The sequence below is a fragment of the Pantoea sp. Seng genome (assembly GCF_009829935.1).
GTDB lineage: Bacteria > Pseudomonadota > Gammaproteobacteria > Enterobacterales > Enterobacteriaceae > Pantoea > Pantoea communis.
Genome location: NZ_SZZV01000001.1, coordinates 205,709 through 231,218 on the forward strand (window position 1 = coordinate 205,709; position 25,510 = coordinate 231,218).

General features: G+C 52.7%; 23 protein-coding genes and 2 pseudogenes. 10 read left to right on the forward strand and 15 right to left on the reverse strand.

The window, feature by feature from the left end; genetic code table 11:
* Window positions 1–344: 344 nt before the first annotated feature.
* Both FD737_RS00965 and FD737_RS23660 read left to right on the forward strand, forming a co-directional pair.
* Window positions 345–2,414 (forward strand): annotated as a pseudogene (locus FD737_RS00965) (TonB-dependent receptor); the annotation flags it as partial.
* Window positions 2,415–2,730: 316 nt separating this feature from the next.
* A complete protein-coding gene (locus FD737_RS23660; RefSeq protein ID WP_166931874.1) occupies window positions 2,731–2,904 on the forward strand; it encodes a hypothetical protein in 174 nt (57 codons plus the stop codon).
* Here the strand turns inward: FD737_RS23660 and FD737_RS00970 are convergent.
* Window positions 2,901–4,049, reverse strand: a complete 1,149-nt coding sequence (locus FD737_RS00970) for a beta-glucosidase (protein WP_160832478.1) — start codon at window positions 4,047–4,049, stop codon at window positions 2,901–2,903. The genes FD737_RS23660 and FD737_RS00970 overlap by 4 nt on opposite strands.
* A 155-nt stretch (window positions 4,050–4,204) precedes the next feature.
* On the opposite strand from FD737_RS00970, the gene FD737_RS00975 reads away from it, so the two are divergent.
* Window positions 4,205–5,662 (forward strand): phosphatidylserine/phosphatidylglycerophosphate/cardiolipin synthase family protein, encoded by a 1,458-nt coding sequence (locus FD737_RS00975; RefSeq protein WP_160832479.1) that lies wholly within the window; start codon window positions 4,205–4,207, stop codon window positions 5,660–5,662.
* A gap of 64 nt (window positions 5,663–5,726) precedes the next feature.
* On the opposite strand, the gene mdoC is transcribed toward FD737_RS00975, so the two are convergent.
* Window positions 5,727–6,878 (reverse strand): glucans biosynthesis protein MdoC, encoded by a 1,152-nt coding sequence (gene mdoC, locus FD737_RS00980; protein WP_160832480.1) that lies wholly within the window; start codon window positions 6,876–6,878, stop codon window positions 5,727–5,729.
* Window positions 6,879–7,157: 279 nt separating this feature from the next.
* Here mdoC and FD737_RS00985 point away from each other — a divergent pair, with 279 nt between their 5' ends.
* The 3 genes from FD737_RS00985 to FD737_RS00995 all read left to right on the forward strand — a co-directional run bounded on the left by FD737_RS00985 (window position 7,158) and on the right by FD737_RS00995 (window position 11,613).
* Window positions 7,158–8,693: a glucan biosynthesis protein G gene (locus FD737_RS00985; RefSeq protein ID WP_202404433.1), complete on the forward strand. Its 1,536-nt coding sequence runs from the start codon at window positions 7,158–7,160 to the stop codon at window positions 8,691–8,693.
* Window positions 8,686–11,235 (forward strand): glucans biosynthesis glucosyltransferase MdoH, encoded by a 2,550-nt coding sequence (gene mdoH / locus FD737_RS00990; protein WP_160832482.1) that lies wholly within the window; start codon window positions 8,686–8,688, stop codon window positions 11,233–11,235. The genes FD737_RS00985 and mdoH overlap by 8 nt, the downstream gene beginning before the upstream one ends.
* Window positions 11,236–11,373: 138 nt before the next feature.
* Window positions 11,374–11,613 (forward strand): YceK/YidQ family lipoprotein, encoded by a 240-nt coding sequence (locus FD737_RS00995; protein ID WP_058959606.1) that lies wholly within the window; start codon window positions 11,374–11,376, stop codon window positions 11,611–11,613.
* A 3-nt stretch (window positions 11,614–11,616) separates the two neighbouring features.
* On the opposite strand, the gene FD737_RS01000 is transcribed toward FD737_RS00995, so the two are convergent.
* The 3 genes from FD737_RS01000 to FD737_RS01010 all read right to left on the reverse strand — a co-directional run bounded on the left by FD737_RS01000 (window position 11,617) and on the right by FD737_RS01010 (window position 13,882).
* Window positions 11,617–12,015, reverse strand: a complete 399-nt coding sequence (locus tag FD737_RS01000; protein ID WP_034820175.1) for a MysB family protein — start codon at window positions 12,013–12,015, stop codon at window positions 11,617–11,619.
* 118 nt (window positions 12,016–12,133) lie between these two features.
* Window positions 12,134–12,400, reverse strand: coding sequence for a hypothetical protein (locus FD737_RS01005; RefSeq protein WP_034820172.1), 267 nt, complete (start codon window positions 12,398–12,400; stop codon window positions 12,134–12,136).
* Window positions 12,401–12,958: 558 nt separating this feature from the next.
* On the reverse strand, window positions 12,959–13,882 hold the full coding sequence (locus FD737_RS01010; RefSeq protein ID WP_034820169.1) for a Kdo(2)-lipid IV(A) acyltransferase: 924 nt from the start codon (window positions 13,880–13,882) through the stop codon (window positions 12,959–12,961).
* Window positions 13,883–14,150: 268 nt separating this feature from the next.
* Here FD737_RS01010 and FD737_RS01015 point away from each other — a divergent pair, with 268 nt between their 5' ends.
* Window positions 14,151–15,206 (forward strand): rhodanese-related sulfurtransferase, encoded by a 1,056-nt coding sequence (locus tag FD737_RS01015; RefSeq protein ID WP_160832483.1) that lies wholly within the window; start codon window positions 14,151–14,153, stop codon window positions 15,204–15,206.
* A 44-nt stretch (window positions 15,207–15,250) separates the two neighbouring features.
* Here FD737_RS01015 and FD737_RS01020 read toward each other — a convergent pair whose 3' ends face one another.
* The 10 genes and pseudogenes from FD737_RS01020 to mdtH form a co-directional block, all read right to left on the reverse strand.
* On the reverse strand, window positions 15,251–15,826 hold the full coding sequence (locus tag FD737_RS01020) for a YceI family protein (RefSeq protein ID WP_097119600.1): 576 nt from the start codon (window positions 15,824–15,826) through the stop codon (window positions 15,251–15,253).
* 1 nt (window position 15,827) lies between these two features.
* Window positions 15,828–16,400 carry a cytochrome b gene (locus FD737_RS01025; RefSeq protein ID WP_160832484.1) on the reverse strand — a complete coding sequence of 191 codons (573 nt, stop codon included), beginning with the start codon at window positions 16,398–16,400 and terminating at the stop codon, window positions 15,828–15,830.
* Between the two features lie 294 nt (window positions 16,401–16,694).
* On the reverse strand, window positions 16,695–17,810 hold the full coding sequence (solA, locus tag FD737_RS01030; RefSeq protein WP_160832485.1) for an N-methyl-L-tryptophan oxidase: 1,116 nt from the start codon (window positions 17,808–17,810) through the stop codon (window positions 16,695–16,697).
* A 107-nt stretch (window positions 17,811–17,917) separates the two neighbouring features.
* Window positions 17,918–18,172, reverse strand: a complete 255-nt coding sequence (gene bssS / locus FD737_RS01035; RefSeq protein WP_013508627.1) for a biofilm formation regulator BssS — start codon at window positions 18,170–18,172, stop codon at window positions 17,918–17,920.
* Window positions 18,173–18,460: 288 nt separating this feature from the next.
* A complete protein-coding gene (locus FD737_RS01040; protein ID WP_034820140.1) occupies window positions 18,461–18,730 on the reverse strand; it encodes a hypothetical protein in 270 nt (89 codons plus the stop codon).
* Between the two features lie 143 nt (window positions 18,731–18,873).
* On the reverse strand, window positions 18,874–19,119 hold the full coding sequence (gene dinI / locus FD737_RS01045; RefSeq protein ID WP_097119603.1) for a DNA damage-inducible protein I: 246 nt from the start codon (window positions 19,117–19,119) through the stop codon (window positions 18,874–18,876).
* 68 nt (window positions 19,120–19,187) lie between these two features.
* A complete protein-coding gene (gene pyrC, locus FD737_RS01050) occupies window positions 19,188–20,234 on the reverse strand; it encodes a dihydroorotase (protein WP_097119604.1) in 1,047 nt (348 codons plus the stop codon).
* Between the two features lie 135 nt (window positions 20,235–20,369).
* Entirely contained in the window at window positions 20,370–20,933 is a 564-nt protein-coding gene (locus tag FD737_RS01055; RefSeq protein ID WP_038647632.1) for a lipoprotein, read from the reverse strand.
* A 110-nt stretch (window positions 20,934–21,043) separates the two neighbouring features.
* Window positions 21,044–21,691, reverse strand: a pseudogene (gene grxB, locus FD737_RS01060) (glutaredoxin 2).
* Window positions 21,692–21,782: 91 nt separating this feature from the next.
* Window positions 21,783–22,985 carry a multidrug efflux MFS transporter MdtH gene (mdtH, locus tag FD737_RS01065; protein ID WP_034820128.1) on the reverse strand — a complete coding sequence of 401 codons (1,203 nt, stop codon included), beginning with the start codon at window positions 22,983–22,985 and terminating at the stop codon, window positions 21,783–21,785.
* 244 nt (window positions 22,986–23,229) lie between these two features.
* On the opposite strand from mdtH, the gene rimJ reads away from it, so the two are divergent.
* Genes rimJ through FD737_RS01080 form a run of 3 tightly spaced genes read left to right on the forward strand, consistent with a single transcriptional unit; the run spans window position 23,230 to window position 25,399 of the window.
* Entirely contained in the window at window positions 23,230–23,823 is a 594-nt protein-coding gene (gene rimJ / locus FD737_RS01070) for a ribosomal protein S5-alanine N-acetyltransferase (RefSeq protein WP_034820126.1), read from the forward strand.
* A 12-nt stretch (window positions 23,824–23,835) separates the two neighbouring features.
* Window positions 23,836–24,477: a DUF480 domain-containing protein gene (locus FD737_RS01075; protein WP_034820121.1), complete on the forward strand. Its 642-nt coding sequence runs from the start codon at window positions 23,836–23,838 to the stop codon at window positions 24,475–24,477.
* 1 nt (window position 24,478) lies between these two features.
* Window positions 24,479–25,399 carry a Gfo/Idh/MocA family protein gene (locus tag FD737_RS01080; RefSeq protein WP_160832486.1) on the forward strand — a complete coding sequence of 307 codons (921 nt, stop codon included), beginning with the start codon at window positions 24,479–24,481 and terminating at the stop codon, window positions 25,397–25,399.
* Window positions 25,400–25,510: the final 111 nt, after the last annotated feature.

The following is a 25,510-nucleotide window of genomic DNA, read 5'->3' on the forward strand; positions in this document are numbered from 1 at the left end:
TTTTTACCGGCCTTAAATCCCCACATTTTCTGAGTGAAATTACAGTGGTCAGGGCAATTAGCGCAGGGTGTTTTCGTTTTCTTAACAAATAAGCGCATCTGACCACGCTGAGTTGAGGAAGTTCAGCGATTTTGCTTGCTTTCGTAATAACACTCCGCATAATCGCAAACCGTAATAAAAATGATTATCAATATATTTCGTATCAGGGGATATCCATGCGTACTTCGCCTTTCAATCCCGGACTGAAACCGACGCTGCTTGCTGTTCTGGTCAGTGCCGGTTGTTTGCCAGTGATGGCTGCTACCACCAACACCACAACGTCTTAAACCGCGGCCAAAAACGAGCAGCAGACGCTGACTGTGACCGCAACGCCACAAGCTGACTTCAAATCCGGCGGCAATGATTTAGTACCCGCGTACCTCGACGGGCAAATCGCCCACGGCGGCCGCCTCGGCATGCTGGGTGAGCAGAATGCCATGGACGTGCCGTTTAACGTCATCGGCTTCACCTCGAAAATGATTCAGGATCAGCAGGCGAAAACCATCGCTGACGTGGTGCGTAATGACGCAGGCGTTCAAAATGTTAAAGGCTACGGTAACTTTGCCGAGGCTTATCGCATCCGTGGCTTTGAATTGGATGGCGACGACATGACCTTCGGTGGTCTGGCAGGCGTGGTGCCGCGTCAGGTGATGGACGCTTCCCTGATTGATCGCGTCGAAATTTTCAAAGGCGCTAACAGCCTGGTTAACGGCGCGGCGTCATCTGGCGTCGGTGGCATGATCAACCTTGAGCCGAAGCACGCGGAAGATACGCCGATTACCCGCGTTGGCGTGGATTACACCTCTTCTTCTCAGGTCGGCGGAACGCTGGACGTGGGTCGTCGTTTCGGTGATAACAACCAGTTTGGCGTACGTTTCAATGCAGTTCATCGCGAAGGTGAGACTGGCGTCGATGGCGAAAAGAAACGCACCACGGCAGCATCATTGGGCCTGGATTATCGTGGCGATCGTCTGCGCACCTCACTGGACGTGGGCTATCAGAAAAAGACCTATCATGATGCGCTGCAAGGCGTGAAATTCGGCGACTTCATTCCAGAAGTTCCCTCCAATTCGCATAACTACAGCCAGAAATGGGTGTATAGCGATATGGAATCCGAATTCGGAATGGCGAAAGCGGAATACGATATCACCGATAGCTGGACGGCCTATGCCGGACTGGGTGCGCAGCACGCCCACGAAACCGGTAACTATGGTTCGCCAACGGTTACCGACACTAATGGTGATGGCACTATCAGCAGCTTCTACTCCAACCGCATTCAGGACAACATGAGCGGTATGGTGGGTCTGCGCGGTGATTTCCACACCGGTTTCGTCAGTCATAAAGTCAATGTGGGCTATTCAGCATTAACCACCAATGCCAAAAACGCCTACAACATGTCGCTGGTCGGCACGCCGTTCAACATATACAACAGCGGTGATGTTGCAGAGCCGGCAGCGACCTTCGCCGGTGGTAAATTCTCAGATCCGCTGACGACAGCCCGCACACGTACGCAAGGTTATCTGCTGAGTGACACATTAGGCGTGTTTGACGATACGCTGCTGTTCACCGTGGGTGCGCGTCATCAGAAAGTGGTGGTGCGTAATTATGCTTACGGAACAGGCGCGGAAGATGTCAGTTCTCGTTATACCAATGATCGCTGGATGCCAACTTACGGCGTGGTTTATAAGCCGTGGAAACAGGTGTCCTTCTACGCGAACCACACCGAAGCGTTACAGCCAGGCAGCGTGGCACCTAACACCGCGACTAACTATGGCAGCGTAACGGGTGTTGCACACTCCAAGCAAAACGAAATCGGGGTGAAAACCGACTTCGGTCGTATGGGCGGATCGTTAGGTCTTTTTGAAATCAAGAAACCATCAGGCCTGTTAAACAGCGACGGCGCTTATGTGATGGATGGCGAGCAGCGTCACCGTGGGCTGGAAGCCAACGTCTTTGATGAGCCGGTTCTGGGTCTGCGCTTGAATGCCAGTGCGACCTGGATCGATCCAGTGATGACGAAAACCTCCGGCGGCACCTATGATGGCAAACAGGCTATCGGTGTGCCTCGTTACAACTATGTGCTGGGTGCTGAGTACGACATCAAGCCTGTTGATGGTTTGACCGCGACAGCCATGCTGAATCACTCCGGTTCGCAGTATGCTAACTCAGCCAATACGTTGAAACTGGGTAGCTATACCACGCTCGATTTGGGTGTGCGTTACCGCATGAAGGTCAGCCAGAACGATCTGGTCTGGCGCGTGGGTGTGGATAACGTGACTAATGAGAAATACTGGGCCAACGTAGATGGTACTGGCACCTATCTGGTGCAGGGCGACCCTCGCACCTTGAAAGTCTCCATGAGCTACGATTTCTAATCCGGCTCTTAACAGGGACGCCATTGCGTCCCTGTTGTCATTTCATACTGAAATAATTCTGTACCTTGCCACGCATTCCATTACACTCAGTGCGGCAATCCCGCGCACAAAAGTCTTTTGTTATTGAGTCGACATGAGTTCACCCGCGCCACCTGACGATCACGACGAGCCTTTACGACAATCTCTGGATGATGCGCACTTCGCTATTGTGGTACTTGCAGTGACCTCTGTTACCCTTATAATCTTCGTCCTGATGGTGACGTTATGGATGAGCTAGGGTCAGCAACAGTTCATGGAAGCCTGCAAGGAGATGTCGATGGAAGCCCGAGATGACAAACTGATTGCCATAATTGGCCTGCTCTCCGCCTGTTTAATTGGCGTGGTGTTCCTGTTCACCATGACATGGCTGACCGATGTGCGCCATCCCGCCGATCCCACGCTTGATGTACAAACCTGTCCGCCAAAAGTTCATCCGACGCAACACTCTTAATTCAGTTTTTCCCGGTTGTGCCACTTAATTTGCTGACTGCGTAGCTCTAACGCCAGGGCTTCGTGTAGCGTGCGATTGCCATTGGGATCGCCCAAGCCAAACAGCGCGCCAGGTGAACGTCGATCGTCTGCCCAGGCCGGATATTCGACTACCGGATAGAGCGAAATGCCTTCCAGCGCCACCCCTTCGTCCAGCGCTAACAGCGCCTGTTCCGTGACATGCCGCAGCCAGGGCGCGCGCGCGTCTCCTTCGGCACCGGTTTCTGCCAGCAGCAATGGACGTTGATAGCGCTGCCAGCATTGCAACAACAGGCGATGCAGCGGTTGATAAGTGGCGTGTTCAGCAGGGATGGTGTCGCCGGAAAAGAACCAGTGGTTATCGGGATAGTAATTCAGGCCGAGAATATCGAGGAAGTCTTCACGCCCGCCCAGCTCTGGCGCATCACGCCCGGCAATCCAGTCCCAGGCTTCAAACTGGGCCTGATGCTGTGCATCTGCGTAGGGTTTGCTGTCGGGGTTGTCGGGGTCGGCGGCGATTTGCACTAGCGGATCGGTGAGTACAAAGCGCGCATCAGGATAAACCTCGCGAACCGCATGCATCGCCGCCAGCGAGGCGCGTACCAGCTGACGTTTTAGCTCGCGGCCGCGCTCGCTGGCATAGGGATCAAGCCAGGAAACATCTGCCCCGGCCCATGACCAAAAGGAGATTTGGTTGATTGGGGTGAAAAAAGGGTGTTCAACGCCTTCATCACGCATCAACTGCGCCATGGCACGTGCGAAACGCTCAAAATGATCGACAAAGGCGCTACGCCAGATATCGAGATGTTCCGGGTAGCCAAAATGCGCCAGCTCCCAGATGATTTGCATATCGTGACGTGCGGCGGCATGGACCATCGGTAAAAAGCTGCGCCAGTCATATTCACCAGGCGTGGCTTCGATTAAGTGCCAGCGTGCACCGTCGCGGGCAGTGTGTAATCCTTCCTGCGCCAGCGCAGCGTAATCTTTCTCCAGTAACATATCGTGACCACTACTGATCACCATATCCATACGACGGCCCCCGCTGCGGCAGGCGGTGGAGCAGGGGAAGCTACCCTGGAAGAAACTGCGGAAAAGCTGCGGGTGATGGCGCGGGGATTGCTGAGTCATCATCCTCTCCTCACGGTAAACGTCGGATGCAGAACGCACGCCTAAGTCTAGACTGTAAACTAGAGACGCGTCAGCGAGCGGTAGCAGATATCTCTGATGGCCATCCGATGCGGTAAGACTAACAATAATAGATCCAGTGAATTCAGGGATTCGGTATGAGTGAAGCAGCATCCGTTCAGCAGCCGCCAGCGGGCGAAGGGTTACGAGAGATTGTTGATGCACGTTGTGCGCTGCATCCCGAGATGAGTGGCATCCATCCCCTCAACGATGGTTTAGACGCCTTTGCCGCGCGCTACCTGCTGATGGGCATGGCGCAACACACTATTGATGTGCAGTACTACATCTGGCACAACGACATGTCTGGCCGTCTGTTATTTAGCGCATTGCTGGATGCCGCCGAACGGGGCGTCAAAGTTCGCTTGCTATTAGATGACAATAATACGCCGGGCCTGGATGACACGCTGGCCGAACTCGATCGTCATCCCAATATTGCGGTGCGCTTATTCAATCCCTTTTCCTTTCGCACCCTGCGCGCGCTCGGTTATCTGACTGATTTCGCCCGACTTAATCGACGCATGCACAACAAGAGCCTGACGGTGGATGGGGCCGTGACACTGGTCGGTGGGCGCAATATCGGCGACGAATATTTCGGGACTGGCGATGAGCCGCTGTTTACCGATTTGGATGTGCTGGCGATTGGTCCGGTGGTACACCAAGTCGCGCACGATTTCGAGCGCTACTGGCAGAGCAAAGCGGTTTCCCCCTTGCGCGCGGTGGTATATGTCTCGGGCGATGCCCATCAGGCAGTGCGTTTACCGGCAGAGTGGCAGCAGAGTGAAGCCGTTCAGCGTTATCTGGCGCGGCTGGAGCACTCTTCTTTTGTCAGCCAAATGGAACAGGGATCAATGCAGATGACGTGGGCCGAATCGCGTCTGCTGAGTGATGATCCGCGCAAGGGACTTGGCAAAGCGAAACGTTCCAGCCTGTTGCCGCAACGCATGCTGGAGGTGATTGGCACACCGCAACAGCAGTTCGATATCATTTCGGCGTATTTTGTGCCCACGCGTGCCGGCGTGGCTCATCTGGTCGCACTGAAGCGGCGGGGTGTCAAAATCGCCATACTCACCAATTCACTGGCGGCCAATGATGTGTCCGTGGTGCACGCAGGTTATGCGCGCTGGCGTAAAAAGCTGCTGCGTCATGGAATTGCGCTGTATGAGATGAAGCCACAAGCGAATGCCAGTGAAGCCCCACATGACCGTGGGTTAACCGGTAATTCCGGCTCAAGCTTGCATGCGAAAACCTTCACCGTCGATAACCGAAAGGTGTTTATCGGCTCGTTTAATTTTGATCCCCGCTCTGCGGTGCTGAATACCGAAATGGGACTGGTGATTGAGAGTGAAGCCCTGGCGCAGCAAACCCATCAGCGCTTTATTGCCGGGATGCGCGATCGCGCCTGGGCACTGCGTCTGGACAACTGGGGGCGGGTGAACTGGGTTGAATATCCCGGTGAAGCAGGTGAGGTGGTGCACAAGCATGAGCCGCAGTGTACGTGGATACAACGACTGTTGGTGCGATTGGTGTGGCGCTTACCGGTGGAGTGGTTGTTGTAAATGCCGCAGGACATGCTGGCGCACCGGACAACAATCGCCCCCACATTGTGGGGGCTGATGCCGATTACCGTGGAGCAGAGGGCGTTTTAACTTCATTGCGCTGTGGTTTACCTGAGAACAGGAAACGCAACAGCGGAATGCGCAGATGGATTTCGTACAGCGTAAAAGCAATCCCAAACACCATCAGCAAGCCCACAAAAAAGCCCAGCGTGTTGCTGCTAATGTGTGGGGTGACGTAGATGCCATACAAAATGGTCAGCGGATGGTGCACCAGATAGATAAACAGTGAGGCATTGACTAAATACATGATGCGCGGGGAATGGCTGTTCAGCAGCTTGTGACCAAAGCTAAAGCAGACATTCAGCATACAAAGTCCCATCAGGGTTGAGATCACCTCATCGATTTCATACAGCCAGCCATCGCCGCTGCTGTAGCGTTGATTCAGGCTATAGGCGATAAACACCGCAATGGCGCCAAAGCACATCACCGGATTGAAGCGCACAAACAAGGCTTTCAGCGCCTGATGTTTCCATGCCAGCGCACCGAGCATAAAGAACGGCAGGAACGTCAGGGTTTGCATCACGGCCACGCTGAACAGACCGTCGGCGAACACGGCCGGTACGGCATAAAACAGCGCGCGGCGGAACAGACACCAGACCAATGCATAAGCCAGAAGTGCCAGCGTCAGTTTCCCCCAGCCTACCTGCTGATAATCAATCTTCCGCTGCTGAGTGCTCAGCCAGCGGAAGGTCAGCATGCCGAATGCCGTCAGAATCACTAAAACCAGTAAAAACCACAGGTGAGAAATCAGTTCCCACGCCAGCGTGTTGTACTTGTCATACCAAGAAAAGCTATCCCAATGACCCACTTTGTCGGTCAGATTTTTTAGCATAAAAAACTGCGGCAGGGTAATGAGCGGAATGGCGGTTAACAGCGGGATACCTACACGCTCCATGCGGACCTTCAGCCAGTGTTGTGGCTGATAGCGCAGGTAAAGCATGTAGGAAAAATAACCAGAAATAACAAAGAACACCTGCATGCGGAAGGCGTGGATGAAGTCATTCAAAACGGTTAACCACATTGAGGCATCGTGGCTATTCACGGCCCAGCGCTGTGTGGAGTAAATCAACGAGACGTGAAAGGGCACGCCTAATAACATTAAGTACGCTCGAATGGAGTCGAGAAAATATTCGCGTTCGGGTTTTGCTGAACTCATAAGCTTCCAATTTGTCAGTTTACTTGCCGGTTTCACCCTGAAACCGGATTATGCTGGCTGAAAATTCTACCGCCTGTAAACAGCGTATACTATCAGGTGATTCTGTATCTTAACCTGAAGGGTTTAATTATCCGAAAAGCACACTTTCAGCTTACAAATCAGCGGAACAATCTTGTGCATAAGCTGTCGGAAAACCGAATAATCCTTTAAGATAAACGGGTTTGATCTGAGCACACGAAAGGGGGGGATGTGCTAAATAAAGTGAATAAAAAAGTGGGACTGGTAAAAATGCGCTGGGTAGGCGCGGCAGTTCTGCTGGCGTTGTACGCCAACAATAGCTGGGCGTTCAACATTGATGATGTAGCAAAACAAGCCAAGGCGCTGGCAGGGAAGGGTTACGAAGCGCCGAAGAGCAATTTACCCTCTCAGTTTCGTGATATGAAATTTGCGGATTATCAGCAGATCCAGTTTAACCACGACAAAGCATACTGGGGCAAACTGCGCACGCCGTTTAAGCTCGAGTTTTACCATCAGGGCATGTATTTTGATACGCCGGTGAAAATTAATGAAGTCACCGCCTCATCAGTACGCGAAATCAAATATAACCCTGACTATTTCAACTTCGGCAACGTGAAACACGATGCTGATTCCGTCAAGAACCTCGGGTTTGCCGGATTCAAAGTACTGTATCCTTTAAACAAAAAGGGTAAAGACGACGAAATCACCAGTTTCCTGGGCGCCAGCTATTTCCGCGTGATTGGCGAAGGTCAGGTGTATGGTCTTTCAGCGCGCGGCTTAGCGATTGATACTGCACTGCCATCAGGTGAAGAGTTCCCGCGCTTTAAAGAGTTCTGGATTGAACGTCCAAAACCTCAGGACAAGCAGCTGGTGATCTATGCACTGCTGGATTCACCACGTGCGTCCGGTGCTTATCGCTTCATTATCAAGCCGGGCAAAGAGTCGACGGTGGATGTGCAGTCTAAGGTTTACCTGCGTGATAACGTCGGCAAGCTGGGTGTTGCGCCACTCACCAGCATGTTCCTGTTTGGTGCTAACCAGCCTTCACCGGTGACCAACTTCCGTAACGAATTGCACGATTCTAACGGATTGTCGATTCATGCTGGCAACGGCGAGTGGATCTGGCGTCCGCTGAACAACCCGAAACATCTGGCGGTGAGCACGTTCACCGTGGAAAACCCTAAAGGGTTCGGTTTGCTGCAGCGTGGCCGTGATTTCAGCCATTATCAGGATCTCGACGATCGCTACGACCTGCGTCCAAGCGGTTGGGTTGAGCCACAGGGCGACTGGGGTAAAGGCCGAGTTGAACTGGTCGAAATCCCAACGGCCGATGAAACCAACGACAACATCGTGGCCTTCTGGACGCCAGAGTCATTGCCTGAGCCGGGCAAAGAGATGAACTTCCAGTATCGTCTGCACTTCACGCGTGATGAAAACCAACTGCATCAGGATGATGTGGCGTGGGTGAAAAACACGCTGCGTTCTGCGGGTGATGTGAAGCAGTCTAACCTGGTACGTCAGCCGGATGGCTCCATTGCCTTTACCATCGACTTCGTCGGTAAAGCGATGAGCAAATTACCGGACAATACCCAGGTCGCGCCTCAGGTCAGTGTGGGCAACAACGCCGAGGTGGTTGAGCAGAGTGTGCGCTACAACCCGGTGACCAAAGGCTGGCGTTTGGTATTGCGTCTGCGCGTGAAAGATAACAAGCAGCCGACTGAAATGCGTGCGGCGCTGGTGAGCGGCGACAAGACATTGACGGAAACCTGGAGCTATCAGCTACCTGCCAATGAATAAATCGACTTTTTTACCTCAATCTTACGTGGAGGCCCTGCCGCTTGATGCGGCGGGGCGCGCTCGTCTGAGTGATTCGTTACAGAATGCCCAGGCGTTCCACGCTATTCATACGGCGCTGGGGCAAGATGTTGCCGCCAGCGATCGCCCGGATGATGCGCCGCTAAAATCGGTGTCATCACGCATACAGATGGCCTGGCCGGATTCACTGGCCGAGGGTCAACAACTCAGTAAGGATTATCTCGACCGCACCACGCTGAAGGCGATGCCTAAAGTGAAGCGCTCGCTGATGTTCCCTGAGATCTGGCGCACCAACCCGATCGCGCGTGCATGGGATTCTGTGCGTGGGAAAAAATCCACGCCGCGTTATGCCACAGCGGAAGAGCAAAAGACCGAAGATAAGTGGCGTCATGTCGGTTCTATGCGCCGTTATGTCCTGCTGATTCTGACGATTTTACAGACGGTAGTGGCGACCTGGTACATGAAAACCATTCTGCCATATCAGGGCTGGACGCTGCTCGATCCTATCGAGTTGTTTAACCAGAACTGGCTGCAGTCGGTAGAGCTGATCCTGCCTTACATTTTGCAAACCGGGATATTGTTCCTGTTTGCCATTCTGTTCTGCTGGGTGTCCGCTGGTTTCTGGACCGCGTTGATGGGCTTCCTGCAGTTGATGATGGGTCGCGACAAATACAGCATTTCGTATTCGACCACGGGTGATGAGCCGCTCAATCCGGAGCATCGTACTGCGCTGATCATGCCGATCTGTAACGAAGACGTTGAACGCGTATTCGCCGGTCTGCGTGCCACCTGGGAATCGGTGCAGCGCACAGGTAATGCCGAGCACTTCGATGTCTATATCCTGAGCGACAGCTACGATGCCGATATCGCCATCGCTGAGCAGAAAGCCTGGATGGAGCTGGTGCGTGATGTCGGAGGCGCAGGCAAGATTTTCTATCGCCGTCGCCGTCGTCGTGTGAAGCGTAAAAGCGGTAACATCGATGACTTCTGCCGTCGCTGGGGCAGCAATTACAGCTACATGGTGGTGCTGGATGCTGACAGCGTGATGAGCGGTGAGTGTCTCACCGGACTGGTGCGCATGATGGAAGCCAATCCGAACGCCGGTATTATCCAGTCGTCGCCAAAAGCGTCAGGCATGGACACCCTGTATGCGCGTTGTCAGCAGTTCGCGACCCGCGTCTATGGCCCGCTGTTTACCGCCGGTCTGCACTTCTGGCAGTTGGGTGAATCGCACTACTGGGGCCATAACGCCATCATCCGTGTTCAGCCGTTCATCGAGCACTGTGCGTTAGCACCGCTGCCTGGTGAAGGTTCTTTTGCCGGTTCAATTCTGTCACATGACTTCGTTGAAGCCGCGCTGATGCGCCGTGCCGGTTGGGGGGTGTGGATCGCCTATGATCTGCCGGGCTCTTACGAGGAGCTGCCGCCGAACCTGCTGGATGAACTGAAGCGAGACCGTCGCTGGTGCCACGGTAACCTGATGAATTTCCGACTGTTCCTGGTGAAGGGGATGCACCCGGTTCACCGTGCGGTGTTCCTGACCGGTGTGATGTCTTATCTGTCAGCACCGTTGTGGTTTATGTTCCTCGCCTTGTCCACCGCGTTGCAGGTGGTACATACGCTGATGGAACCGACCTACTTCCTGCAACCCCGCCAGCTGTTCCCGGTGTGGCCGCAGTGGCGTCCTGATCTGGCGATCGCGCTGTTCTCTACCACGTTGGTACTGCTGTTCCTGCCGAAGCTGCTCAGTGTGGTGTTGATCTGGTTCAAAGGTGCCAAACCGTATGGTGGTGCCATTCGTCTGTTCTGCTCGCTGATTCTGGAAATGCTGTTCTCGGTGTTGCTGGCACCGGTGCGTATGCTTTTCCACACGGTATTCGTGGTCAGCGCGTTCCTCGGCTGGGAAGTGGTGTGGAACTCACCGCAGCGTGATGACGATGCTACACCATGGGGCGAAGCTTTCCGTCGTCATGGTTCTCAGATGCTGTTAGGTATCGTTTGGGCGACCGGTATGGGTGTGCTCGATCTGAGCTTCTTATGGTGGCTGGCGCCGATTGTGTTCTCACTGATTCTGTCGCCGTTTGTGTCGGTGATGTCGAGCCGTGCAACGGTGGGACAGAAGAGTAAGAATGCGAAGCTGTTCCTGATCCCGGAAGAGTATGAACCACCGAAAGAGCTGGTTGATACCGATCACTACCTGCAGTTGAACCGCGAGCGGGCGTTGAAGAATGGCTTTATGCATGCCTTGTTCAACCCGGCATTCAATGCACTGGCAACCGCAATGGCCACGTCGCGTCACAAACAGAGTGCGTTGCTGGATCATGCACGCGACCGCCGTGTCGATCAGGCACTGAGCGATGCGCCTGAGAAACTGAACCGCGAGCAGCGTTTGCAGCTCATCAGTGACCCGGTAGTGCTGGCGCGCGTGCACTCACGCCTGTGGGAAAGTGCAGAGAAATATCATCAATGGGTGGAGAGTTATCAGAAATTGACACTCAATCCTGAGGCGCTTCCACAGCGCTAACCTCGAAAACTTAAAAGCGGCAGCGATGCCGCTTTTTTTTTGCCAACATTCTGACTAACACAATCTTTACGCGCACAGGTGTAGTTATTCCACCCGTGACCCGGTTAAACTAACGCCAGTTCATTGTGAGTAAATGTTGTGAATTATTTCCTTAAATTAACCCTATTGTGTGCCACCACACTCGTGTTGAGCGGCTGCGGCAGTATTATCAGCCGAACCATCCCAGGACAGGGACATGGCAGCCAGTATTATCCCGGTGTGCAATGGGATGTGCGTGACGGGCCATGGCGCGTGCTGACCATCCTTGATCTGCCACTCTCGCTGGTGATGGACACGCTGTTGCTGCCCGTCGATGCCAGCCACGGCCCTTACGAGTAACGCTTACGCCCATTTATCCGATGGGCTATCGTCATCTTCCCATTCCTCTGCCGCAGCTTCACCCTCTTCGAGATCGCGTGGTGGCTCCAGCTGGAATTCCCCTTCATCCCACTCGTGCAGGGTGTTTTCCGACTGCCACTCCTGACGCAGTTCCACCTCGTCGAAATCGCCGTCAAATATCGCCTGGGCTGCTTCGCCGCTGCAGATCGGCAGGCATTCACCTTGCTCATCTTCACCGTCAAAGAATTCTGCCTGCCACATGATGTCACCATCCTGCATCACGTACTTTTGTAGCGAGAACTGGCTCACGCTGGCATCGTCCTCGTGCACATCCGTCTGGCTGGCGAGAAACTCCTCGCGTGCGGCGTCGATAGCTTCTTCAAGCGTGCTGTACAAGCTCATAATGAACTCCATGTCTGTTGAAAGGGATTTCACAGAAGAATAGACGAAAAATGGAAGTGTGCAGGGCAGGCATAGAATAACGGCGGGCGGATGAATGCAATTCAACCGCCCAAACCGTTTAGATCATCTTTTGCGGGAAATGCAGTACAGGACGTACTGACTCGCGAATAATAGGAGCAGAGTAACGAATGCAGCATTTAATACAGGGTTTCACCTTTTTAAAATTAATACGAGCGGTTGATAAAGCCTGATTTAAATTATAGAGCGTACCGATAAAAACCATATCCTCCTTAACGGGTAGACGTTTACACTCTTTCCGATGCAAGAGGTGGTAGCCCTCTTGATCGGTACTGATTGTCACGTAGTAATAGATGCCTTTATTCATATTATAGGTTCCTGCGATATATTTGCTGTGTGTAATCTTTTTATATTTTTATAAGGGCAGTTATTTGGCTAACTGTCACGGTTGAAATTAACTGGAATCGATTTCGCTAACAAATTCCAGAAAGGAATAAGCATAGCTCTTCTTTTGTAGAAACAGAATATAAAGGGGGTGGACTAAGACAATACCTTGTTATGTAAGTTAATTTTACTGGATTGATAAGCGGAGCAAAAGCATTCAGCAATATTAAATAGGAATAGGCCTGGAATGCGTGAAAATTAGATCCGTGACCACCTGTTTCAATTGATGAAGCTTTTTGATGCTGCTGGATGAGAATTCAAAGAGATGCGCATTTTGGTGTTTACATTTCGTTAACAAAGATTAATATTCTACATTTCTACAGGTTATTCTGCTCCATGGATTAAGTTAAAGCTGGACCGAACAATGCCATCAGCCTGAATTCAGACTGGTCCGGTTTGACTAAAATTGACAGACTATCGTCGTGAAATAACGCAAATTTCTTCAGGAAAGCGTGGAGCACAGACTGTGCTCCACATCACATTAATACAGCGATGGTTGACCTTCAGGGCGGGTTTTAAAACGGCGGTGCAACCACATGTACTGCTCTGGTGCCAACAGAACGGTTTCTTCAACCACTTTATTCATCACGATAGCGGTATCAAGTTCATTCTCGAGCGAGAACTTATGGCGAATGTCAGGCATCATTTTAAGCTCATAACCGCGTCCGTTGGGCAGGCGGCGGGCGAGAAACGGGATCACGCTGGGATTGCCCAATCGAATCAACATATGCGTGCCCGTGGTGGTTGCCGCATCCTGCACGGCAAAGAACGGGGCAAACACGCTACTGCGCGGGCCATAATCATGATCAGGCGCGTACCAGATGATGTCGTTGTTCTTCATGGCGCGAATCATGCCTTTGAGATCTTTGCGATCCAGCATGCTCTTATTTGAGCGCATGCGTCCCCAGGTTTGCAGCCAGTCGATGAGCTTATTGTCATTCGGCCGGTAAACGCCAATGCCTGGGTTGTGCATGCCAAACACGCGAGCACCCAGCTCCAGCGTCAGGAAATGCATGCCAATCAATAAAATGCCGCGTTTTTCCGCAAGCGCATGGCTGACATGTTCGAGCCCGGAAGTGGCCACCCATTTTTGAATACGCCAGTCAGGCCAGAACCAAGCCATACCGGTTTCAATCAGCCCCATGCCAACCGATTCAAAGTTGTGCTTCACCATGGCTTCACGTTCGCTAGTAGGCATATCCGGAAAACAGAGTTCCAGGTTACGTTGCGCGACTTCCACACGACGTTTTAAGAAGCGCATGGCAATGCGGCCCAGGCCACAGCCAATCGTATGCAGCACCGGGTAAGGAAGTAACACCAGCAGATAAAGAAAGCCGATACCTATCCAGGTCAGCCAGTAACGCGGGTGAAGAAGTTCACGGGAAAATTGGGGAAGTTGAGTCATGGAAATGTCAGTATCCTGCGTCTTGTGCCAGAGAATCCGGTTTCTGTTATTTGTCGTGATTATGCCATTTTTTCGTGCTGACTGAAATCAAGCATAGCCTGCAGGCGGGTGTAAGGCAGTCAGATTGCGCATTAATCTACCACTGCGGCGGAGAATTGCGTCGGTAATCACGCCATTCAGGATTATCTGACCAGGGGCTTTGCATCGAGCGGAATTCAGGTATCATGTGCGCGCTAAATTTCTCTGATTGCTAACAGGATCGAACACCATGCCAGTGTTACATAACCTTGTTTCCAATAAAGAGCTGAAAGAACGTATGCTGGCTGAAAACGAGCCGCGTACCACAGTCTCTTTTTACAAGTACTTCCAGATTGCCGACCCGAAAGTCTTCCGTGATGCCCTCTACATTGCGCTAACAAAGCTCAAGGTCTTTGGACGCGTCTACGTGGCAAAAGAGGGGATCAACGCGCAAATCAGCGTTCCTGCCAGCCAGTACGAAGTCATGAAAACTGCACTGTATGCGTTTGACCCGGCGTTAAATAACCTGCGAATGAACATTGCGCTGGACGATGATGGCAAATCTTTCTGGGTACTGCGCCTGAAAGTTCGTGAGCGCATTGTGGCCGATGGCATTGAAGATGAAAGCTTTGATGCCAGCGATGTCGGTGCCTATTTAAAAGCCGCAGACGTCAATGCGATGCTGGATGATCCCGATGCGGTGTTTGTCGACATGCGTAATCACTACGAATTCGAAGTGGGCCATTTCGATCAGGCGATGGAAGTCCCGGCCGACACCTTCCGCGATCAGCTGCCGATGGCCGTGGATATGCTGCAGGAGCATAAAGACAAAAAGATTGTCATGTACTGCACCGGCGGGATCCGCTGCGAAAAAGCCAGTGCGTGGATGAAACACAAAGGCTTCAATGATGTTTACCACATTGAAGGCGGCATCATTGAATATACCCGCCGTGCGCGTGAGCAAGGTTTGCCTGTCCGTTTCAAAGGTAAAAACTTTGTGTTTGATGAACGTATGGGCGAACGTATTTCTGACGATATTCTCTCGAGTTGCCACCAGTGCGGCGTGCCGTGCGATAGTCACACTAACTGCGTCAATGACGGATGCCATCTGCTGTTCATTCAGTGCCCGAGCTGTGCGGAGAAATACCACAACTGCTGCAGCCCGCTGTGCATGGAAGAGGCGACATTAACACCGGAAGAGCAGCGTTCACGCCGCGCAGGCCGTGAAAACGGTAATAAGGTGTTCAATAAGTCACGCGGTTTACTCAACATGACGATGGCGATCCCCGCGCCAGAGAAGAAGTAAACTGCATCCAGCCTGAGGCCGCATGACCTCAGGCTGGTTCTGCCTTACTGCCGCACGCCTTCCACTGAGATAATCAGCTCAGCTTTCTGCGATGCCGGTCCAAGATCTTTAGTGATATTAAAATCCTTCAGCACGATCTCACCGTTAGCTTCAAATCCGGCACGATAGCCGCCCCAGGGATCCTTGCCTTCGCCCAGCAGTCGGGCGTCCAGCGTGATCGGCTTTGTCACGCCGTTGAGCGTCAGGTCACCCGTGATCTTGTACTCTTTGCCCTCTTTTTTCACTGCGGTTGAGGCAAAGGTGGCTTGTGGGAATTTGGCGGTGTTAAGGAAATCCGCGCTGCGAATATGCTTGTCACGTTCGGCATGGTTAGTATCGAGGCTGGCGGTGTTCAGGGTCACGTTAACCTTATCGGCCGCTGGGTTGGCTTCGTCAAAAGTAAAAGTGCCGTCAAAATCTTTGAACGTCCCGTATAGCCAGCTGTAACCCAGGTGCTGAATGCGGAACTGAACAAAGGCGTGCTGGCCTTCTTTATCAAATTTATAGTCTGCTGCGCTGGCCAGCAAACTGGTGCCTAACAGGCTGGCGGCACTCAGTGTCAGTAGCGTCTTCTTGAGCATTTTACTTCTCCTTTTCAGAGGTTAACGGGATGCGGTAACCCAGCATCCTTTTCAATGTGACGTCTCGATCAATAAAATGGTGTTTTAATGCCGCCAGCCCATGCAGCGCGGAAAACAGCACTAATCCCCAGGCCAGCCACAAATGCAGATCGCCAGCCAAATCAGCCTGTTCACCTGCTCCACTTAACAGGGCGGGCACTTCGAACCATCCGAACACCGAGATAGCTTTGCCATCGGCGGTCGATATCAGGTAGCCGCTTACCAGTAGCAGCAACAACAAGCCATACAACAGCCCGTGAGCCAGGCTGGCGGAGCGGCTAATTAAGGGAGAATAGTGTGGTAAGAGTGCGGGTGGGGGAGAAATAACACGCCAGCCAAGGCGCAGCAGTAATGTGGCAAATAGGAGCATGCCAATGCCTTTGTGGATTTCCGGGGCGCTGTGATACCAGCCATCGTAATATCCCAATCCGACCATCCACAGACCCAGCGCAAACATGCCGTAAATGACCAGCGCCATTAGCCAATGCAACATAATGGTCATTAGCCCGAAATGTTGTCTGGAGTTACGCCACATAAAAGTGAATCCATATCTGGAAATAGGTGGTAATAAGCATCCATACTTTGAAATATGAAAGCAATTAAGCTTACCTTTCTATAAAATTTAAAAAGACATTCGGAAATTGTGCGTTTATATCGATGTCTGCGTCAGAAATATTGAAGATGGTTGTATAGGTGGCGGGGAAATAAAATTGAATTGAATAAAGCTACACCTAATGCGGCAATCTTAACGCTTAAATGTCAGGAAAGAACTATTAATGTAAGCTTGCGTCAATATAAGGCTGGCGCCTGAGGCGCCAGCGAGACAACTTTAAGCAAAGCGCGAAAGTGAAAACGGCTTCAGGTCAAAGGATAAGGGCTTATCCTGGGCAAATTCACTGGCAAGTTCACCTAATACGCTGGCAAATTTAAATCCGTGTCCACTCAAGCCGGTAATAATTAATCGATTTGGCTCGCCTGGAAGGGTATCTACAATAAAGTCTTCGTCAGGTGTGTTGTCATAACTGCAGGCCTCACCATGTAAGCAAACGCCAACCCCCGGTAAGAACTGACGCAGGAAACTGAAGGCTTCACTGCCGTCTGCAGCGATACTGCCGAAAGGTTTACGATCTTCGGGTTTCTGCATCAGCTGCCCGCCATCGTGACGTCCCACTTTTAATGCATTGTTGTCGGCAGGGAAGCCATAAAAGTGACTGCCATCAGGCATCTCCACCGTGAAGCCAGGAAATTGGTTGTTCTCGCTATAACGTCCATCTGCCTGATACCAGGCAAAGACTTTACGCACCGGTTGTACTGGCAAATCTTTTACCAGCTCACTCACCCAGGTTCCGGCACTGACCAATAATTTACGCGCGCGAAACACGCCGTCGCGGGTAGTGACTTGCTGCAAGTCACCATCGCGTGCGATCTCACTCACCGGGCAATTAAACAGTTGTGCGCAGCCCGCCTGTTCAGCCAGCTGTATCCAGCTACGAACCGCCTGCTCACATTTCAGGAAGCCGGAGTGAGGTTCGAATACCCCAACGTAGCCGTCGGGCACAGAGATCTGCGGCCAGCGCTTGCGCACTTCGTCTGCCTGCAGGATTTTTACTTCCAGTTGATAGGTTTTGGCGCTGTCGATGACATTTTGGATAAATGAGGAAGTGAGGGGGGCCAGATTGAGGATGCCGCTTCGATGCATAATGCGTTCACCGCTCTGACGTTCCAGCTCATCCCACAAGGTTTGTGCGCGCAGCACCAGCGGGACATAGCGTTCACCTTCGCCATAGGCATGGCGGATCAGGCGTGTTTCACCGTGGTGTGTGCCCTGGCTGTGCGGAGGATGGGCACTATCAATCATCAATACCGATAAGCCTGCCTGGGTTGCGTAAAAACCGGCGGCGGCTCCCACCGATCCGCTGCCCACCACAATCAGATCATAAACCATAACCACATCACTCCTGCCAAACGACGAAATTTTTCAACAGCATAGCAAAAAAATCGTGTCCATGAAAAAGGCACCCTATTGGGTGCCCTTTCACGCGAAGTAAGAAATTAGTGCTTTTGATTATCGCGTAGGTATTGCTCTGTGGACTCAATCTTTGCAATGCCAGCTTCGAGTATCGAGATGAACTGTCTGGCTACGTCGGTAGTCAGCCAGTAGGTGGGTCCCACGTCAGCTTCTTCTTCTTTCTGATCCTGCGATGATAGCGAGTGCAGGCGGATCATCATGGCGTCATAACTGTCTACGGTACTGATGTCCCATCCAACCAGCGGATGAGTCTGAATGACGTCTTTATTTCTGTCCATTATAACCTCCTTATTACTCGTTAAACGAAGTGCTTCTTGAGGTTCAATGCGGCTTTTCTTGCACTAGCGGAACAATTATAACATGAAACAGGCGGTACAATAGTTAAAACGTGTGGCGATTAAAAAGAGAACGATAATAAATGCGTTCAGAATGCGACTTTTGTCGAATAATAAAGTGCCCGCTGCTTCGGGCCTTTATTCGATAATCGTGACAGTGGCTACACCTTAGTTATCGGCGGCGTTAGGGGAAAACTTTACGCTGCAGCGACAAGTAAAAAAAGGCCAGTTTCAGGCCTGCGCTTCTGGAGGCAGCTGGCCATTACGCCGCTGAATCTCTTCAGCCAACCGAGTAAAGTGCTGCTGTAACTGTGCGTCGTGGTTCTGATTTTGCGCTTCGAGCGACAGATTATGCACCAGTAACTGACTGGCGCGATCGTCGAGGCAGAACGTCAAACTGGCAAAGGCATTTTCCAGCACCGTTAAACGTCGCTGCTGTTCAGCAATTAATGCCAGCAATTCACCGAAGGTCATCGCCTCTTCTGGTTTTTCAGTAGTCATGTAAAACACCTCCCGTAAGCATGACGAGGCAAGGATAGGGGATCGTTAAACATGAGTCTAGATGCAGCGACTTTATCTGGCGAGAGGGAAATTAAAACAAAAAAACCGGGTGGCGAAACCCGGCAAAAACGGCACAGTGGCAGTTAATCAGTAATAAACCAGTCGTCTGCGCTTTCCCACGTTTCTTGTAAAATATCGCTAATGCGTTCGCGTGACGCTTTACAGCCACCAAATACGCTCAATTGATTGCCGCCCGCATAACGGACTTTGACATGGTGATTATCTTCGGGAAAATCACGGGAAATACGACGGGTGAGTTCGGCACTGAGTGCATCCAGTGCACCTGCGGGAAGGGGCTGAGTTTTCGCTACGGTAATTTCAACACGCATAAAAGCCTCCGGGATAATATACTGGTTATTTGTACAGTAAAATTATCCCAAAGGCAAGCCATGCATTATTATTCTTTGATGCGCCAGTTCAGCGTCTCACCTGCAAGGAACGGCACCAGTGTGTCATCGGTCACATTGATGGTGTCCTGCACTGTCCATGACTCGCGGACCAGCGTCAGCGTGCCTTCATTCAGTGGCAGGCCATAGAAGTTCGGGCCGTTTTCTGAACAGAACGCTTCAAAATGTTCCAGCGCATTCAACTCTTCGAATACCGCGGCATAGGCAGGCAGAGAGGTCGGTGCGTTAAACACGCCGGCACAGCCGCAGCTGGCTTCTTTCAGATGACGCAGATGCGGTGCCGTGTCCGTGCCGAGGAACACGCGACGATTGCCACTCGCCACCAGGGCGCGCAGCGCTTCCTGATGAATATTGCGTTTCAGGATCGGCAGGCAATAGAGATGAGGGCGAACACCGCCCACCAGCATGTGGTTACGGTTAAACATCAAATGCTGTGGTGTAATGGTGGCACCCAGCAGGTCGTTGCCCGCAGCCAGATATTCTGCCGCTTCTTTAGTGGTGATGTGTTCCATCACCACTTTCAGGGCTGGGAAGCGCTGACGCAGCGGTTCCAGCACGGTTTCGATAAAGCGTGCTTCACGGTCAAATATATCGATGTGCGAATCCGTGACTTCACCGTGTACCAGCATCGGCATACCGATCTGCTGCATACGATCCAGCACGCTGGCGATGGAATCAACATTGGTGACGCCGTGGCTGGAGTTAGTGGTGGCATGCGCGGGATAGAGTTTTGCTGCCGTGAAGGTCCCGTCGCGGAAGCCACGCTCAATTTCATCCGCATCTAATGAATCGGTGAGGTAACAGGTCATCAGTGGCGTAAAAGCGTGTTCAGCGGGCAGCGCAGCCATAATGCGCTCGCGATAGGCAATGGCGGCCTCGACGCTGGTCACCGGTGGAACCAGGTTTGGCATGACAATCGCACGACCATTGACCGCACTGGTATAAGGCAGAACTGCATTAAGCATCGCGCCATCGCGCAGATGGATATGCCAATCGTCAGGGCGGCGAATCGTGATTTGCTGGGGTTGGGCTGTCATTCAAAAAGGCTCCGGCTGTGAAAAAACGAATGGGCACGTTTAGGCCGGGGAGTAATCATAAGGGTGTGAGCAACCGTTTGCACGGGATTTTATTGCCGGAAACAAAAACCGCACCCGAAGGTGCGGTGGTTGAGGTTAATCCGTAAACGGAATCACCAATTGTCCCGGCTTCACTTCAATACCCTTGGCAAATTTCTTCGCCAGTGCTTCCCCTTTACTACGGTCTTCGCTTAGCACATAGGCAGGCTTCTCATTGAAGTAGCGTTTGAGAGACTCATTAAGATAAGGCGTCAGTGTTTTCATGATGGACGCCATCTTTTCTGGTTGTACTTGCGCGTCGACAATTTCAATATCATGCAGATAAATTGCGCCTTCCTGCGCATTGAAAATCGGCTGCGCTTTCATCTTCAGCTGCATCTCAGCCTGCTGTGGACCAAACAGCGAGCTGACATTGATGTTTGCTTTGCCGGAGAGGGTAATCTTACCGGGTTCTTCACGACCAATCTGACTGGTGAGATCGCTGAGCACGATGTGTGCATTGACCAGCCCGGATACGCCGACGTCTTTTTCGAAGTTATTGCGCTTCTGCAGCGCTTGATTCACTTCCTGTTCGCTAATGGTGTATTGCGTCAATTGATTACAGCCGCTCAACAGCACGGCTAAAAACAGGGCTAATAGCCCAGACATCGCCTTTTTCATAGATCCTCATCCTGAACGATACGGCAAAACAGCCATAGCCTGCCTGAAACCGGGCCAGGTGTCACCAGGAGAGGGATGAGAAACGCCGCAGCGTTTCTCATCGGACGGGGCTATGCCGCGATGGAAGAGAGCAGGTTAATCTGGGTTTGCTTCGCCATATTGTCGCGGTAATCCGCTACGCGACTCGGCCATTCGATGCCAGCCACTAAGGTGAGCGAACGCAGGAGCGGAAACAGATTGATATCGTCTTCAGACAGTTCGCCATTCACGGCATTGGGTTTGACGATGAGCTTATCGAGTTGGCGCAGGTCATCACTGATGTTTTTTATCAGCCCGGGCGCGTGTTTACGCAGCTCAGTGAAATCTCCGACGCTGGCCTGTTTTTTCTCACGGAAGTAACTCCGCGCTTACGGCGTGGCAAATTCCGCAAACGAGGCATCAGCGATGCGCGGAATCAGCAGCTTATTGATATAGCCGTTAACGCGGCGCAGCCATTCGCTGATGGCGGGGTTGTTTTTGCCATTAAGCAGCGGCTCGCGATCCTGCTTATCCACCAATCGGACAATGTCCATACTCTCTGGCATCGCACTGCCATCGGCTTTTTGCAGAATGGGCGCCATCTTCTGCCCGATGAGTTTTTTTGGCATCTGCTCATCGTCATTGAGCATAACGATCAATTCAACCGGCAGGTTCTTTAAGCCAAAAATCATGCGTGCTTTCACGCAGAAAGGGCAGTGATCGTAGATGTAGAGTTTCATCCCGTTTCTCCTGTGTAAATCTAAGGGTGACAAAGGTCACCCTTTTTCCGGACGTGCGGGAAGTATGGAAGAGATCCTCCGAAGGGGCAAACTAGCTGCTGAAGATGATCGGTGCCACCGGGCGCGGCTGGAACTGCCACCACAATGCCAGCAGAGTGATGATGCCAACGCTGCTCAGCAACATCCAGGGCAGTTCAGGCAGAGCCAATTGCTGGCCCATGTCGAACATCCACCCACCACCGGAGTAACCAATCAGACCGCCGATAGCCAGACCTAAACGACTGAATCCCATGTAACTGCCCCGCGCGCGTGAACTGGCCAACGATGCGCTGAGCGTCTCGCGTGCCGGTTCGGCGATGATGGACCCCAGGTAGAACACGCCGATTAACAAAAACAGCGAAGGGAGAGATTGGGTCATGCCGACAGGCAGCAGGCTAAAGGTCATCAGGAATAAACCCGCCATAAGCCGGGTTTCCAGGCGGAAGCGTTTTTCGCTCCAGCGGGCCAGCGGATAGAGCAGGCTGAGCGACAGCATGGCTTCGATGGCGTACATCCATTTCACGGCGGCGGGCGCACCAGCCACCTGATTCACCATCACCGGCAGCATCAGCATGACCTGCACGGCCAGAATGTAGTAGCCGGTCAACGTCAGCACATAGAGGCGAAAACGTTTATCCTGCCAGACACGCTGCATACCTTCGCGCATCGCAATGCGTTCCGTTGAGATGCGCCACGCCGGTAGCCACACGGCGTTAAATATCGCCGCAGCGACAAACACCGCTGCACCCACCCAGCACACCAGGCGGAAATCCCACGCCAGCAACCAACTGCCAATCAGCGCCCCTAGCACCGCTCCCGCGCTGTCCTGCATCATCAGCAGCGAGAAGAAGCGACCGCGTTCACGAGCGCGCACCAGTTTTACCACCATGGCGCTGCGGGGCGGGTCAAACAAGGTGCCACCGAGGCCGGAAAGCAAACAGGCCAGCCACAGCATCCAGGGTTGATGCGCCAGCGCCATGCAGGCAAATCCGGCTGCGCGCATCAGCATGCCCGTCACAATCAGCGGACGTGCGCCAAAACGGTCCGCAATCGCGCCGCCGAAAATGCCTAGCCCCTGCTGTACAAATTGACGCAAACCCAGCGCGATACCCACCATTAACGCCGCCCAGCCCAGTTGCTCAACGAAATGGATAGAAATCAGTGGAAATACCACGAAAAAGCCTAACACTACCAACATGTTATCGACTAAGAGGAATGTTTTACCGAGGCGTCGTGCCCGCGCTACCCGAGACATGCTTAATCCTGAGCAAGAGAAGAGAAAAGTGACCAGTTGGTCTATTTTTCGCCTGCGCTGACGGGAAAGACAGCGTATCCAGGATGATATTTTTTCATCGAATCCGCAGAAAAATTAATCCTGGATAAGGATGAATTGCGTGGCAGGGGCTTGAGGGTTTTACCGTAGTGAAAGGGACGGTTATAGTGAGAAGTATCGCCTCAGGCGTACATCTTTCTTAAAGTTATGGATTTCAGGAGTCATGATGTTTGGCTATCGTTCTGCTGGACCCCGCGTGCGCCTGACTACCGATCGTTTGGTGGTCCGTTTAGTTCACGAGCGCGATGCCTGGCGATTGGCAGATTATTATGCAGAGAACCGCGTCTTTCTTAAACCCTGGGAGCCGGTGCGCGACGAGAGCCACTGCTATCCCTCGGGCTGGCAGGCACGCCTTGGACTGATCGCGGATATGCATAAACAGGGCTCTGCCTACTATTTTGTGCTGATGGACCCGGAAGAGCATGAAGTGCGCGGAGTGGCCAATTTTAGCAACGTGCTGCGCGGTTCATTTCACGCCTGTTACCTCGGTTATTCATTAGGCGAGAAGTGGCAGGGGCAAGGCATGATGTTTGAAGCGTTGCAGTCAGCGATTCGCTATATGCAACGACAGCAACGCATTCACCGCATTATGGCTAACTATATGCCGCATAATCAGCGCAGCGGTGATTTGCTGGCGCGTCTCGGATTCGAGAAAGAGGGTTATGCCAAAGATTACCTGCTGATTGATGGACGCTGGCAGGATCACGTGCTGACCGCGCTGACGTGGCAGGAGTGGACCGCGGATCGGCGTGGACAATAAAAGGAAAACCGCATGAAGATGGCTTTATCCGCGCAGGCGCTGCGTGTGATCGGTTGCCTGTTAGAGAAACAGGTCACCACTCCGGATCAATATCCGCTTTCCCTTAACGGCGTGGTCACCGCCTGTAATCAAAAATCCAACCGTGAACCGGTGATGAACCTGAGTGAAATGGAGGTGCAATCTCAGCTTGATGAACTGGTGAAAAAGCATCTTGCCACCTCCAATAACGGGTTCGGTCAACGCGTCAGTAAGTATGAACAGCGATTCTGTAACTCTGCATTCGGTAATTTGCAGCTTAACAGCGCAGAAGTGGCGGTGCTGACGCTACTGTTCTTACGCGGCGCACAGACGCCGGGTGAGCTGCGTACCCGCAGTGGACGTTTGCATGAGTTCAGCGATATGAATGAGGTCGAGCAAACGTTGAACGGCTTAATCACCCGTGATGACGGCCCGATGGTGGTGCGTCTGGCACGTGAGCCGGGTAAACGCGAAAGCCGTTATATGCATCTGTTCGGCGGCGATGTGGCTGAAGCACCCGCCGCGAGCACGGATGAGATGGACAGTGAAGATTTGGTCAGCCGGGTTGCGCAGTTGGAACAACAGGTGGCTCAGCTGCAATCCCAGCTGGAGCACCTGTTGCAGAAGGAGCAATAACATGACGCTACGTATCGGTATTGTTGGATTAGGCGGCATCGCGCAAAAAGCCTGGTTGCCCGTGTTGTCGCACGCCACCGACTGGCAGCTGGCAGGGGCGTTTTCGCCGAATCAGGCTAAAGCCCAGCCGATTTGCGACAGCTACCGCATGCCATATTTCCGTCAGCTGGACGCGCTGGCAGCCGCCAGTGATGCGGTCTTTGTGCACAGCAGCACCGCCAGTCATTTTGAAGTGGTGCAGGCGTTGCTGCTGGCGGGCAAAGATGTTTGCGTGGATAAACCATTAGCCGAAACCCTGCAGCAGGCGGAAGCGCTGGTGGCTTTAGCGGAGAAGCGCAAACGCAAACTGATGGTGGCGTTTAATCGTCGCTTTGCGCCACGCTATCAACAGTTGAAAGCGGAAATGCCGCGAGCGGCTTCACTGCGTATTGAGAAGCATCGTGCGGATAGCGTGGGTCCACAGGATCTGCGTTTCACTTTGTTGGATGACTACCTGCACGTGGTGGATACAGCGCTGTGGCTGGCAGGGAGCAAACTGACGCGTGAGCAGGGCTTTATTGAAACTAACGAGGAGGGGGCGATGCTGTATGCCGAGCATCACTTCTCGGCGGGGGCACTGCAAATCACCACCAGCATGCATCGTCGCGCGGGCACGCAGCGCGAGGTGGTGAGCGCCATCTGCGACGGTGACTACATCGAAATTAATGAGATGCGTGACTGGCAGCAGGAGAACCTCGGCGGCTTACGCACCGATCCGGTAGCCTCCTGGCAAAGCCATCTTGCTCAGCGTGGTTTCAGCGGTGCGGCACAGCATTTTATCCAGTGCGTACAAAATCAGACGATGCCTGAAACCAGCGGTGAACAGGCGCTGGCAGCGCAGCGTCTGGTGGAAAAACTGTGGCGCGATGCCGAACAGGAATAACCCCTTGTAACACTCAATGCTGGTCATTTCCCGCCGTGGCAGTAGACTATCGCCGGACATCAGCAGATGTCCGCGCTAAGTTGCTCATTTATCCGACACTTTTCAGGATGC